This window comes from Streptomyces sp. NPDC014676 (genome assembly GCF_043084105.1).
GTDB lineage: Bacteria > Actinomycetota > Actinomycetes > Streptomycetales > Streptomycetaceae > Streptomyces.
On record NZ_JBIBZI010000011.1, the window covers coordinates 215,119 to 228,192 of the forward strand.

Consider the following 13,074-nt stretch of genomic DNA (forward strand, 5'->3'; position numbering starts at 1 on the left):
GCCGCTGATTCGCCTGTTCTCTCGCTTTCCCAAGAGCCCTCCAAGGAGCGCCCACCATGACCACCCCTGTCGTTTCCATCGCCCATCACTCCGGCTTCGGCCACACCGCCGTCCTCGCCGAAGCCGTGCGCACGGGTGCCGCCGACGCCGGTGCCGAGGTGCATCTGATCGACGTCGGGACGATCACCGAGGAGCAGTGGGCGATCCTGGACCGCTCGGACGCCATCGTGTTCGGCTCCCCGACCTACATGGGCACCGCCTCCGCCGCCTTCCACGCCTTCGCCGAGGCCACCTCGAAGCGCTGGGGGGACCAGGTGTGGCGGGACAAGCTCGCCGCGGGATTCACCAACTCGGGCTCGAAGAGCGGCGACAAGCTGCACACCCTGCAGTTCTTCCAGATCCTCGCCGCGCAGCTCGGCATGCACTGGGTCAACCTCGGCCTGCTGCCGGGCTGGAACAGCAGCACGGCTTCGGAGAACGACCTCAACCGCCTCGGCGTGTTCGCCGGCGCCGCCGCCCAGACCAATGTCGACGAGGGTCCGGACGCCGTCCACAAGGCCGACATTGCCACGGCGGAGCACCTGGGCCGAAGGGTGGCCCGGACCGCCGAGATCTTCCTGCGGGGCCGGGCGGCCGTCGCCGCGTGACACGAAGGACGGCGGGCCGGGAGGATCCCGGCCCGCCGTCCTTCGCACTCATCGTGTAGCGCTAGTACCCGAAGTTCTGGGTCCACCACGGGCCGCCCGACCCCATGTGGACGCCCACGCCCAGCGTCTTGAAGTCGCAGTTCAGTATGTTCGCCTTGTGGCCGGGGCTGTCCATCCAGGCCTGCATCACGGCCGCGGCGTCGGCCTGGCCCCGGGCGATGTTCTCGCCGCCCAGGTTGCTTATGCCGGCCGTCTTGGCCCTGTCCCACGGGGTGTCGCCGTCGGGGTCGGTGTGGTCGAAGAAGCCGCGGTCGGCCATGTCGGTGCTGAACGACGTGGCCAGATCGGTCAGCTCGCCGCTCGCGGTGACCGGGCTGCAACCCACCTTGGCCCGCTCCACGTTGACCAGCCGGAGCACCTCGGCGCCGGCGACGGCCTCCGCGGACGAGGGTGCCGGGTCGCTCGTCCTCTTCTCCGGCTCCGGCTCCGGCGTCGCCTCGCGGGGCGGCGTCTTCTCCGCGGTCTTCTCGGGGGCCGCCGCGGGCTCCTTCTTCTCCGGAGCCTTCTTCTCCGGGGTCTTCGTCGGCGCGGCCGGCGTCGAGGCCGACGCGGACGGCTCGGGCGAGACGGAGCGCTCGGCGTCACGGCTCGCCGGGGTACCGGCGTCGCGGCTCGGGCTCTCCAGGCTGCCGGACGTGCCGCCCTGCTCGCTGGGCGAGTTGGTCGGCGCGCCCCCGGCCTGCACGCTGTCACCGGAGGTGCTGTCGCCGCCGAGCCGGTAGCTCTCCAGGCCGGGTACCGCGCCCGTGGCCACCGCCACCGTGCCGAGGGCCACCGCGGCGGAGACACCGAGCAGGCCGGTACGGACGGGGGTCGCGGCCTTCTTCTTCCGGCGCCGGTGTCCGTCGGGGCGGGGTGCGTCGTCGCCGGGCGCGAGACCGTCACCGGGGAAGGCGTGGCCGATCCGGTCCGTGGCGGAGCCGATCCGGTCCGTGGCGGAGCCGATCCGGTCCGGGCCCGTGGAGAAGTCGGTGCCCGGGAAGCCGCCGCGGGTGAAGTCGCCGCCCCCGGCGGGGGTTCCGGCGCCGTCCGTCGCGTAGAGGTAGGCCTCGCTTTTGGCGTACGTCTCGGCGTACGCCTGTGGGTTCAGATACGGCGCGGTGCCCATCGTGGGCGGGCCGTCCCCCCGGTCGCCCCCCGGAAGCGGGCCGCCGTAGCGGGGATCGTCGTGGGTGACCCCGGTGGCGCGGCCCGTGGCGGCGCGGCCGGCGGCGGAGCGTCGGTGGCGTCCCATGTCCTGGCCTTCCTCGTCCTTGCGGTCGACTCATGCTGGCGACCAACCCGAAACCCGATGATCACGAAACTCACACGAACGAGTGAGTTTCATATGAGATTCATGGCTGGGGACGCTACCGCATGGCGCATGGGCCAGGTGTGCCCCAAGTGACTTTGTCCGGTTAGGTTGCAGCCATGAGCGAGGATGTGCGCATGGTCGCCTGGGTGCGCGGGCGTGTCCAAGGTGTGGGTTTCCGCTGGTTCACCCGGGCCAAGGCGCTGGAGATCGGCGGCCTGAGTGGTTTTGCTCTCAATCTGGGCGACGGCAGGGTCCAAGTGGTCGCCGAGGGCACCCGCGAACGCTGCGAGGGACTGCTCGACTGGCTCCAGGCCGGCGACACGCCCGGACGGGTGGACGGAGTCACCGAGATCTGGGACACACCGCGCGGCGGCTACGAGGGCTTCGCCGTCCGCTGATCCCGCCCGCTCCAGCGGCCCCGGTCACCGCGGACGGCCCGCACGACGAGCCCTCCCCGACGAAAAAGTCCTGGTGATTGCCGAGAAGGGCTTGCCGTGGGCGGCGCCGGCCGTCAAGATGATCGCCACGCCCCGAGGACCCGTGAGACTCGCGCCGCCGCCGTCGGCCGGCCGTGCGCGCCCGGTTGTCCGCCAATACGGGGCGTGATCGTGTTGACCCTCAAACTTTTTGGTGAGACGCTGAAAGCCCCGCGCACCTTAGCTGTTTGGCATGGCTGAACGGCAGTACAACTCCAGGCAGGCCAAGCACCGCGGGTGCGAATCCCTCACGACCCACACCGCATCGGTCGGTCACTCATTGTGGAGGACCATCCATCATGGCAAAGGCGCTTCTCGGTTACGTCGGCGGCTCCGACCCGCGACTCCTCGCCGAGATGCGACGGCTCCAGCAGCGCGTCCAGGACCTGGAATCCGAGCTCGTACGGATCCAGGCGGAGAAGGACGCGCTGGCGGCTGCCGCTTCTCACGACAGGATCATGGAGAGCGTTGACGCACACCAGGCGGAGCCTGCGCTCACCTGATCACTGCACGGCTGATCACTTCACCGTCGCACGAAACCGCTGCACGAACAGCACAGCGGTGGTCGGGCCCGCCCGTCACCACCGCCGAGCAGTCAGAATTGCAAGGGACGCCCCGGCGTCCCTTCTTTCTTTCCCGCCTCCGTGATCCCGCTCCGGCGCCCGCACCCCCGCGCACGACGCTCGTTGTCCCGCGCATCCTTTCACCCTCTTCAACATCTGGTCTGCCCTGCGCGTTCACCCGCGAAACCGCGCGTTCATGGAGTGGGATCCGCCCGGCGGGTAAAGTCCGGCGGCGTGCACCTCAAGGCCCTGACCCTCCGCGGCTTCAAGTCGTTCGCTTCCGCGACCACGCTCCGGTTCGAGCCGGGGATCACGTGCGTCGTGGGTCCGAACGGCTCGGGCAAGTCCAACGTCGTGGACGCGCTCAGCTGGGTCATGGGCGAGCAGGGCGCCAAGTCGCTGCGCGGCGGCAAGATGGAGGACGTCATCTTCGCCGGCACCACCGGCCGCCCCCCGCTGGGCCGTGCCGAGGTGTCCCTGACCATCGACAACTCCGACGGCGCCCTCCCCATCGAGTACGCCGAGGTCACCATCACACGGATCATGTTCCGCAACGGTGGCAGCGAGTACCAGATCAACGGCGACACCTGCCGGCTCCTCGACATCCAGGAGCTGCTCTCCGACTCAGGCATCGGCCGGGAGATGCACGTCATCGTCGGCCAGGGCCGGCTCGACTCCGTCCTGCACGCCGACCCCATGGGCCGCCGCGCCTTCATCGAGGAGGCCGCCGGCGTCCTCAAGCACCGCAAGCGCAAGGAGAAGGCGCTGCGGAAACTGGACGCGATGGGGGCCAACCTCGCACGGGTGCAGGACCTCACCGACGAGCTGCGGCGCCAGCTCAAGCCGCTCGGCCGCCAGGCCGCCGTCGCGCGGCGGGCCGCCGTCATCCAGGCCGACCTGCGCGACGCGCGGCTGCGCCTCCTCGCCGACGACCTCGTACGGCTGCGCGAGGCACTGCGGGCCGAGATCGCCGACGAGGCCGCCCTCAAGGAGCGCAAGGAGGCGACCGAGACCGAGCTGGGGAAGGCCCTCCGGCACGAGGCCCACCTGGAGGACGAGGTACGCCGGCTCGCCCCGCGGCTGCACAGCGCCCAGCAGACCTGGTACGAGCTCTCCCAGCTCGCCGAACGGGTGCGCGGCACGATCTCGCTGGCCGACGCACGCGTGCAGAGCGCGACCTCCGCGCCCCCCGAGGAGCGGCGCGGCCGGGACCCGGAGGACATGGAGCGCGAGGCCGCCCGCATCCGCGAGCAGGAGGCCGAACTGGAGGCCGCCCTGGAGGCGGCCGAACGCGCCCTGGAGGACACGGTCGCCCACCGCGCGGAGCTGGAACGCGAACTCGCCCAGGAGGAACGGCGGCTGAAGGACGCCGCGCGGGCCATCGCCGACCGGCGCGAGGGGCTCGCCCGGCTCACGGGACAGGTGGGCGCGGCCCGTTCGCGTGCCGCCGCCGCCCAAGCGGAGATCGAACGGCTGGCCGTCGCCCGGGACGAGGCCCGGGAGCGGGCCGCCGCCGCGCAGGAGGAGTACGAGGCCCTCCAGGCCGAGGTCGACGGCCTCGACGCGGGCGACGCGGAACTCGCCGAGCTGCACGATGCCGCCAAGCGGCGGCTCGCGGACGCGGAGGCCGCCCTCACCACCGCCCGTGAGGCGGCCACCGCCGCCGAACGCAGCCGCGCGGCGACCCGGGCCCGCCACGAGGCCCTCGCCCTCGGTCTGCGCCGCAAGGACGGCACCGGTGCCCTGCTGAGCGCGAAGGACCGCCTCACCGGGTTGCTGGGCCCGGCCGCGGAGCTGCTGACGGTGACGCCCGGCTACGAGGTACCGCTCGCGGCCGCGTTCGGCACGGCGGCGGACGCCCTCGCGGTCACCTCACCGTCCGCCGCGGCCGACGCGATCCGTCTCCTGCGCAAACAGGACGCGGGCCGAGCGACCCTGCTCCTGGCGGAAGCAGCCGAAGCAGCACCCCCAAGGGGCGCGGGGAACCGCGCGATCGACCACAGCGAACCCGCGGCCGCCGACACACCCGCGGCCGCCCTCCCCGCCGAGCACCTCGTCAGCGGACCCCCCGAGCTCATGCCGGCCGTGCGACGGCTGCTGCACCGCATCGTCGTCGTCGGCACCCTGGAGGACGCCGAGGAAGTCGTCGGCGCCCACCCCGGCCTCACCGCCGTCACCGCCGAGGGCGACCTGCTCGGCGCCCACTTCGCGCAGGGCGGTTCCGCAGGCGCCCCCAGCCTGCTGGAAGTACAGGCGTCCGTGGACGAGGCCGCCGCCGAGCTGGCGGAGCTGGCCATACGCTGCGCGGAGCTGGCCGAGGCGCAGGAGGAGGCCACCGGCCGGCGCCGGGAGTGCGCGGCCCTCGTCGAGGAACTCGGGGAGCGGCGCCGGGCCGCGGACCGGGAGAAGTCCTCCGTCGCCCAGCGGCTCGGCCGGCTCGCCGGCCAGGCACGCGGCGCCGCCGGGGAGGCCGAGCGGGCCGGAGCCGCGGCAGACCGGGCGCAGGAAGCCCTCGACAAGGCGCTCGTCGACGTCGAGGAACTCGCCGAGCGGCTCGCCGTCGCCGAGGAGACGCCGTTCGAGGAGGAGCCCGACACCGCCGTACGCGACCGGCTCGCCGCCGACGGGGCCAACGCCCGCCAGACCGAGATGGAGGCCCGCCTCCAGGCCCGTACACACGAGGAACGGGTCAAGGGGCTCGCCGGACGGGCCGACTCCCTCGACCGGGCCGCCCGCGCGGAACGCGAGGCACGCGCGCGTGCCGAACAGCGCCGGGCCCGGCTGCGCCACGAGGCGGAAGTCGCCCGGGCCGTCGCCGCCGGCGCCCGGACGCTCCTCGCGCACGTCGAGGTCTCCCTCGCCCGCGCCGACCAGGAGCGCACCGCCGCCGACGCCGCCAAGGCCCGCCGCGAGCAGGAACTCGCCCGCGCCCGCGCCGAGGGGCGCGATCTCAAGGCGGAACTCGACAAGTTGACGGATTCAGTTCACCGGGGCGAGGTACTCGGCGCCGAGAAACGGCTGCGGGTGGAGCAGCTGGAGACCAAGGCGCTGGAGGAACTGGGTGTGGAACCGGCCGGGCTGGTGGCGGAGTACGGACCGCACCAGCCGGTGCCGCCCTCGCCCCCCGCCGAGGGCGAGGAGCTGCCGGAGGACCCCGAGCACCCGCGCAACAGGCCCCGCCCCTTCGTACGGGCCGAGCAGGAGAAGCGCCTCAAGGCCGCCGAACGCGCCTACCAGCAGCTCGGCAAGGTGAACCCGCTCGCCCTGGAGGAGTTCGCGGCGCTGGAGGAACGCCACCAGTTCCTCAGCGAGCAGCTGGAGGACCTGAAGAAGACCCGCGCGGACCTGCTCCAGGTCGTCAAGGAGGTCGACGAACGCGTCGAACAGGTCTTCACCGAGGCCTACCGGGACACCGCGCGCGAGTTCGAGGGCGTCTTCTCCCGGCTGTTCCCGGGCGGTGAGGGGCGCCTGGTGCTGACCGACCCCGACAACATGCTCACCACGGGCGTGGACGTCGAGGCGCGTCCGCCCGGCAAGAAGGTCAAGCGCCTCTCCCTGCTCTCGGGCGGCGAGCGGTCGCTGACCGCCGTGGCGATGCTCGTGTCGATCTTCAAGGCGCGGCCCAGCCCGTTCTACGTCATGGACGAGGTCGAGGCCGCCCTCGACGACACCAACCTCCAGCGGCTGATCCGGATCATGCAGGAGCTGCAGGAGGCCTCGCAGCTGATCGTGATCACGCACCAGAAGCGCACGATGGAGGTCGCCGACGCGCTCTACGGCGTCTCCATGCAGGGCGACGGCGTGTCCAAGGTCATCAGCCAGCGGCTGCGCTAGACCGGCACACAACCTTCAAGTTCTGAACGATCTCCACTCCGTCACGTCTAAAAACTCACAGCACATGACCTATTGACTTCAAAAGTTGAAGGCATAGTCTCTGCAATGTTGTTTTTACCTTCAGGTACCTTCAGCTGGACCTCGAAGGGCTGACCCCCATCCGGCGATGTTGCCGGTGGCCCGAGGAGTACACGTGACCAGCACAGCGCAGGCACAGAAGTCAGGAGCCGGGACGGCTCACCCCGAACATCTCGGGCACGTCGTCTTCATCGCGGCGGCGGCCGCCATGGGCGGTTTCCTCTTCGGCTACGACAGCTCCGTGATCAACGGCGCCGTCGAGGCCATCCGCGACCGCTACGACATCGGCTCCGCCGCGCTCGCACAGGTCATCGCCGTCGCCCTGATCGGCTGCGCCGTCGGCGCCGCGACCGCCGGCCGCATAGCCGACCGCATCGGCCGCATCCGGTGCATGCAGATCGCCGCGGTCCTGTTCACCATCAGCGCCGTCGGCTCCGCGCTGCCCTTCGCGCTGTGGGACCTCGCCTTCTGGCGGATCGTCGGCGGCTTCGCCATCGGCATGGCCTCCGTCATCGGCCCGGCCTACATCGCCGAGGTCGCCCCGCCCGCCTACCGCGGCCGGCTCGGCTCCTTCCAGCAGGCCGCGATCGTCGTCGGCATCGCCGTCTCGCAGCTGGTCAACTGGGGCATCCTCAACGCTGCCGACGGCGACCAGCGCGGTGAGCTGATGGGCCTGGAGGCCTGGCAGGTCATGCTCGGCGTCATGGTGATCCCGGCCGTCCTCTACGGCCTGCTCTCCTTCGCCATCCCCGAGTCCCCGCGCTACCTGATCTCCGTCGGCAAGCACGAGCGCGCCCGGCAGATCCTCGAAGAGGTCGAGGGCAAGGACATCGACCTGACCGCCCGCGTCACCGAGATCGAGTCGGCGATGCACCGCGAGGAGAAGTCCAGCTTCAAGGACCTGCTCGGCGGCAGCTTCTTCTTCAAGCCGATCGTCTGGATCGGCATCGGCCTGTCGGTGTTCCAGCAGTTCGTCGGCATCAACGTCGCGTTCTACTACTCCTCGACGCTGTGGCAGTCGGTCGGCGTCGACCCGACGGACTCCTTCCTCTACTCCTTCACCACGTCGATCATCAACATCGTCGGCACCGTCATCGCGATGATCTTCGTCGACCGCATCGGCCGCAAACCGCTCGCGATCATCGGTTCCGTCGGCATGGTGATCGGTCTGGCGCTGGAGGCCTGGGCCTTCTCCGCCGACCTCGTCGACGGGGCGCTGCCCGCCACCCAGGGCTGGGTCGCCCTGATCGCCGCCCACGTCTTCGTCCTCTTCTTCGCCCTGTCCTGGGGCGTGGTCGTCTGGGTCATGCTCGGCGAGATGTTCCCCAACCGCATCCGCGCCGCCGCCCTGGGTGTCGCCGCCGCCGCGCAGTGGGTCGCCAACTGGGCCATCACCGCGAGCTTCCCCTCGCTGGCCGACTGGAACCTGTCGGCCACCTACGTGATCTACACGGTCTTCGCCGCGCTCTCCATCCCGTTCGTCCTGAAGTTCGTGAAGGAGACGAAGGGCAAGGCGCTGGAGGAGATGGGCTGAGCGGCAGCCCCCAAGTCCGGGGAGAAGGACCCAAGTCCCCGCTGTCCCTCTCCTCGTACCCTCACCGCCGCCCTCGCCCGGGTCACCCGGGCGAGGGCGGCGGCGTGTTCTCCCCGGGGACCGGGCGCCGGGCGCGCCTTCGCGGACCCGCGCGTAGAACGAACGGCCTCGCGGGAGGTCACGCCATACTGGGGCTGTTATGGACATCGTCATCCTTGCTGTAGTCATCGCCGTGGTCGTGCTCGGCGCGCTCGGCGGGCTCATCGTCGGCAGCCGGCGCAAGAAGCCGCTGCCCCCGCCGCCGCCCGCCGCGCCCGACATCACCGCCCCTCCGGCCGAACCGCACGTCGGCGAAGAGGCCGAGACGCCGCGGGAGGAACCGCGGCGCACCATAGAGGAGGTTGATCTTCCGGCGGGCGCGGGTCCCGTCGTCATCGAGGAACCGCCCGCCGCCGAGGCTCCCGAGATCGAGATCCCGGAGCCCACCGCCGGCCGTCTGGTCCGGCTGCGGGCCCGTCTCTCCCGTTCGCAGAACGCCCTGGGCAAGGGCCTGCTCGTCCTGCTGTCCCGCGAGCACCTCGACGAGGACACCTGGGAGGAGATCGAGGACACCCTGCTCACCGCCGACGTCGGTGTGCAGCCCACCCAGGAGCTGGTCGAGCGGCTGCGCGAGCGCGTGAAGGTGCTCGGCACCCGCACCCCCGAGGAGCTGCGCGGACTGCTCCGTGAGGAGCTGATCACGCTGGTCGGCCCCGAGATGGACCGCACCGTGCACACCGAGAACGCGGCCGGCGGCCCCGGCATCGTGATGGTCGTCGGCGTCAACGGCACCGGCAAGACCACCACCACCGGCAAGCTCGCCCGCGTCCTGGTCGCCGACGGCAACACCGTCGTGCTCGGCGCCGCCGACACCTTCCGTGCCGCCGCCGCCGACCAGTTGCAGACCTGGGGCGAGCGGGTCGGCGCCCACACCGTGCGCGGCCCGGAGGGCGGCGACCCCGCCTCCGTCGCGTTCGACGCGGTCAAGGAGGGCAAGGAGATGGCCGCCGACGCCGTGCTCATCGACACCGCGGGGCGGCTGCACACCAAGACCGGTCTCATGGACGAGCTCGGCAAGGTCAAGCGGGTCGTGGAGAAGCAGGCCCCGCTGGACGAGGTGCTGCTCGTGCTCGACGCGACCACCGGGCAGAACGGTCTGGTCCAGGCGCGGGTGTTCGCCGAAGTCGTCGACATCACCGGCATCGTGCTCACCAAGCTGGACGGTACGGCCAAGGGCGGCATCGTGATCGCCGTGCAGCGCGAGCTGGGTGTGCCGGTCAAGCTGATCGGGCTCGGTGAGGGGGCGGACGATCTGGCGCCGTTCGAGCCGGAGGCGTTCGTGGATGCCCTTATCGGGGAGTGAGGTCCTGACTCCGACTCCGTCGGACGGATTCGGCAGACGCGAAGAAGCGCCCGCCCCTGAGTAGACCGGGGGACGGGCGCTTCGCCATGTCCGGGGGCTCCGGCGTGGGTGTGGGCCGGGGGCGTCGCGCGGCCCGGCGTTTGCGGGGTGCCTCCCCCAGAGGGGGCACCCCCAGCCCACCCGTGCCGCCCTGGGGGCACCTCCCAGGCCTTTAAGGCACGGGGGGAGGCACGACTGCCCGCGGGGACGGTTACGTTCCCGAGCGGTGGGCCACGTAGGCCAGGGTGCCCAGGAGCAGGCGGGCCTCCGGCGGGCGGGTCGCCGAGTCCAGGGCGGGGGAGCGGAGCCAGCGGACCGGGCCCAGGCCGCCCCGGTCGGACGGTGGTGCCGTGATGTGCGTGCCGGGTCCGAGGCCGCGCAGGTCCAGGGCGGCGGGGACGTCCCAGCCCATGCGGTAGAGCAGGTCGGGGAGCGCGGCGGCGGCGCCGGGGGCGACGAGGAAGTGGGCGCGGCCGTCCGGGGTGGCGGTGACCGGGCCGACCGGCAGGCCCATGCGCTCCAGCCGGGCCAGGGCGTGGCGTCCGGCGGCCTCCGCGACCTCGATCACGTCGAACGCCCGCCCGACCGGCAGCATCAGCGAGGCCCCCGGGAACTCCGACCAGACCGCGGTCACCTCGTCCAGCGGGGCCCCGGCGCGGATCACCGGCGCGTGGTCCAGCGGATGCGCGCCCGGTGCCCGGCAGCCGGCGCGGCCGCAGGAGCAGACGCCCGCGGCGGCCCGGACGCCCGGCACCACGTCCCAGCCCCACAACCCGGTGTACTCCGCCACGACGGTGCCGTCCGAGGAGCGGCTCCGGCGACGCGAACCGGACCGGATGTCGCGGATGCCCCGACTGATGCCGATCGTGAAGCCCATGCCCCCTCCAACGGGTCCGACGTACCGGTGGTCACGTAGCGAACGCGGAAAGTGACTCTCTGTTTCCAGCTTCCCGGCGCCGTTCCGCTCAACCAGCGCTTCGAAGCGCTCAGGGTGGTGCGTCCGGCGATGCGCGCCCCTAGGTGCATCGCTGCATCCACTCTTGGCTGTCCGGTGTCAAGTGAATCGCGGGGCGGCAACGGTGAGTTCATTCGAAGGGGTGGCGAATGGTGGCGATTGCGGTTCCGTCATGGTGGGGCGGGTGATCGTAGGGTTACTTTGTGTGCACGGCTTCTTGGGGCACATGCACTCGTGGGTATGCCGGAGGCAACTCGGCTCTCCGTTCGAAGGGTGACAACCGTCGGACGGGCGGCCCCGATGACCGGCATTCTGATAGGGCTTGGCGCAATCGGCGACAAGTGGTCTTCAGGGATGGGGGCGTTCCAGTGAGCGGCAACGGCGGTGGCGGGACGAACGCTACGAGTGCGGAGAAACGCCCGAACGAGCTGCTCGCGTCGTGGTTCGTCCGCAGCGGCTGGTCCAAGGGCGAGCTCGCCCGCCAGGTCAACCGCAGGGCACGCCAGCTGGGCGCCAACCACATCTCCACCGACACCTCACGCGTACGCCGCTGGCTGGACGGCGAGAACCCGCGCGAGCCGATCCCCAGAATCCTGTCCGAACTGTTCTCCGAACGCTTCGGCGTCGTCGTCTCCGTCGAGGACCTGGGCCTGCGCACCACCCGCCCGGCACCCTCCGCGACCGGCGTCGACCTCCCCTGGACGGGCCCGCAGACCGTGGCCCTGCTCAGCGAGTTCTCGCGCAGCGACCTGATGCTGGCGCGGCGCGGCTTCCTCGGGAGCTCGCTGGCCCTCTCCGCGGGCCCGTCCCTCATCGAGCCCATGCAGCGCTGGCTCGTCCCCTCCCCGTCCGCCACGTCGGCCCGGCCCGAGGCCGACCCGGTGTCCTCCGCCGCACGCGCCCGCGGCCGGCTGTCCAAGCCGGAGCTGGACCTGCTGGAGACCACCACCGTGATGTTCCGGCAGTGGGACGCCCAGTGCGGCGGCGGCCTGCGCCGCAAGGCGGTCGTCGGACAGCTGCACGAGGTGACCGACCTGCTCCAGGAGCCCCAGCCCGAGTCCACCACCCGGCGCCTGTTCAAGGTCGCCGCCGAACTCGCCGAACTGGCCGGCTGGATGTCGTACGACGTGGGGCTCCAGCCCACCGCGCAGAAGTACTTCGTGCTCGCCCTGCACGCCGCCAAGGAGGCCGGCGACCGGCCGCTCGGCTCGTACGTGCTGTCCAGCATGAGCCGGCAGATGATCCACCTCGGCCGGCCCGAGGACGCCCTGGAGCTGATCCACCTCGCGCAGTACGGCAGCCGGGACTGCGCCAGCCCGCGAACCCAGTCCATGCTGTATGCGATGGAGGCCCGCGCCTACGCCAACATGGGCCAGCCCGGCCGCTGCAAGCGGGCGGTGCGGATGGCCGAGGACACCTTCGCCGAGGCCGACGAGTGGGACGAGCCCGACGCCGACTGGATCGGCTTCTTCTCCGAGGCCGAGCTGTACGCGGAGAACGCCCACTCCTACCGCGACCTCGCCTACGTCGCCGGCCGCAGCCCCACCTACGCCTCGCTCGCCGAGCCGCTGATGCGGCGGGCCGTGGAGCTGTTCGGCAAGGAGGGCGGCGAACACCAGCGCTCCTACGCCCTCAACCTGATCGGCATGGCCACCGTCCACCTGCTGCAGAGCGAGCCCGAACAGAGCGCGGTTCTCGCCACCGACGCCATCAAGGCGGCCAAGAAGGTCCGTTCCGAGCGCGTCAACACCCGTATCCGAAAGACGGTCGACACCGCCGTACGCGACTTCGGGGACCTCGCCGAAGTCGTCGAACTCGGCGAGCGGCTCGCGATCGAGCTGCCCGAGTCCGCGGAGGCGGTCTGACACCCCCGAGGTACCGCTAGGCCCCGGCCGCGGCCGGCCCTCCCGAACTGCCCGACTCGGCTCCCCCATGCCAGGTCATTCGGAGGCCGGCCGCGGCCGGTCGTGTGTCTCCCCGGCCACGGCTCACCGCCGTACACCGAAGGTTGCGCCACGATAACGATCGGCGCGCCCCGGATCCGGCAGTTCATCGACCCGTAACACGCCGGGTGCCTTCGTCACGGCGGCGAAACAACGAGGGGCTTCCACCGAAACGGCGCTGCGCCAATCTCATGGCGCATAACCGGCCCACCCCTCAATCCGCTCGAGGCTTCGCCCGCACGGGGCCGT

General features: G+C 71.6%; 9 protein-coding genes. 7 read left to right on the top strand and 2 right to left on the bottom strand.

Annotated features, from left to right (window positions below):
* Positions 1-56 precede the first annotated feature (56 nt).
* On the top strand, positions 57-647 hold the full coding sequence (locus ACF1DX_RS28065) for a flavodoxin family protein (RefSeq protein WP_391793915.1): 591 nt from the start codon (positions 57-59) through the stop codon (positions 645-647).
* A gap of 61 nt (positions 648-708) precedes the next feature.
* On the opposite strand, the gene ACF1DX_RS28070 is transcribed toward ACF1DX_RS28065, so the two are convergent.
* The gene (locus ACF1DX_RS28070; RefSeq protein ID WP_391793916.1) at positions 709-1,941 is read right to left on the bottom strand and encodes a CAP domain-containing protein; all 1,233 of its coding nucleotides are present in this window, start codon (positions 1,939-1,941) and stop codon (positions 709-711) included.
* Positions 1,942-2,117: 176 nt separating this feature from the next.
* Between ACF1DX_RS28070 and ACF1DX_RS28075 the strand changes: the two genes are divergently transcribed.
* The 5 genes from ACF1DX_RS28075 (at position 2,118) to ftsY (ending at position 9,888) form a co-directional block, all read left to right on the top strand.
* The gene (locus ACF1DX_RS28075) at positions 2,118-2,399 is read left to right on the top strand and encodes an acylphosphatase (RefSeq protein WP_391793917.1); all 282 of its coding nucleotides are present in this window, start codon (positions 2,118-2,120) and stop codon (positions 2,397-2,399) included.
* A gap of 377 nt (positions 2,400-2,776) precedes the next feature.
* On the top strand, positions 2,777-2,980 hold the full coding sequence (locus tag ACF1DX_RS28080; protein WP_030824772.1) for a hypothetical protein: 204 nt from the start codon (positions 2,777-2,779) through the stop codon (positions 2,978-2,980).
* A gap of 294 nt (positions 2,981-3,274) precedes the next feature.
* Positions 3,275-6,874 carry a chromosome segregation protein SMC gene (gene smc / locus ACF1DX_RS28085; protein ID WP_391793918.1) on the top strand — a complete coding sequence of 1,200 codons (3,600 nt, stop codon included), beginning with the start codon at positions 3,275-3,277 and terminating at the stop codon, positions 6,872-6,874.
* Between the two features lie 193 nt (positions 6,875-7,067).
* Positions 7,068-8,486, top strand: a complete 1,419-nt coding sequence (locus ACF1DX_RS28090) for a sugar porter family MFS transporter (protein WP_391793919.1) — start codon at positions 7,068-7,070, stop codon at positions 8,484-8,486.
* Positions 8,487-8,685: 199 nt separating this feature from the next.
* Positions 8,686-9,888, top strand: a complete 1,203-nt coding sequence (ftsY, locus tag ACF1DX_RS28095) for a signal recognition particle-docking protein FtsY (protein WP_391793920.1) — start codon at positions 8,686-8,688, stop codon at positions 9,886-9,888.
* Between the two features lie 250 nt (positions 9,889-10,138).
* On the opposite strand, the gene ACF1DX_RS28100 is transcribed toward ftsY, so the two are convergent.
* Positions 10,139-10,804 (bottom strand): bifunctional DNA primase/polymerase, encoded by a 666-nt coding sequence (locus ACF1DX_RS28100; RefSeq protein WP_391793921.1) that lies wholly within the window; start codon positions 10,802-10,804, stop codon positions 10,139-10,141.
* 446 nt (positions 10,805-11,250) lie between these two features.
* On the opposite strand from ACF1DX_RS28100, the gene ACF1DX_RS28105 reads away from it, so the two are divergent.
* Positions 11,251-12,747, top strand: a complete 1,497-nt coding sequence (locus tag ACF1DX_RS28105; protein ID WP_391793922.1) for a hypothetical protein — start codon at positions 11,251-11,253, stop codon at positions 12,745-12,747.
* Positions 12,748-13,074 lie beyond the last annotated feature (327 nt).

Excerpts from the sequence above, each read along its gene's own strand:
- ACF1DX_RS28065 (WP_391793915.1), top strand. The coding sequence starts at position 57 with ATGACCACCCCTGTCGTTTCCATCGCCCATCACTCCGGCTTCGGCCAC.
- ACF1DX_RS28070 (WP_391793916.1), bottom strand. The coding sequence starts at position 1,941 with ATGGGACGCCACCGACGCTCCGCCGCCGGCCGCGCCGCCACGGGCCGC.
- ACF1DX_RS28075 (WP_391793917.1), top strand. The coding sequence starts at position 2,118 with ATGAGCGAGGATGTGCGCATGGTCGCCTGGGTGCGCGGGCGTGTCCAA.
- ACF1DX_RS28080 (WP_030824772.1), top strand. The coding sequence starts at position 2,777 with ATGGCAAAGGCGCTTCTCGGTTACGTCGGCGGCTCCGACCCGCGACTC.
- ftsY (WP_391793920.1), top strand. The coding sequence starts at position 8,686 with ATGGACATCGTCATCCTTGCTGTAGTCATCGCCGTGGTCGTGCTCGGC.
- ACF1DX_RS28100 (WP_391793921.1), bottom strand. The coding sequence starts at position 10,804 with ATGGGCTTCACGATCGGCATCAGTCGGGGCATCCGCGACATCCGGTCC.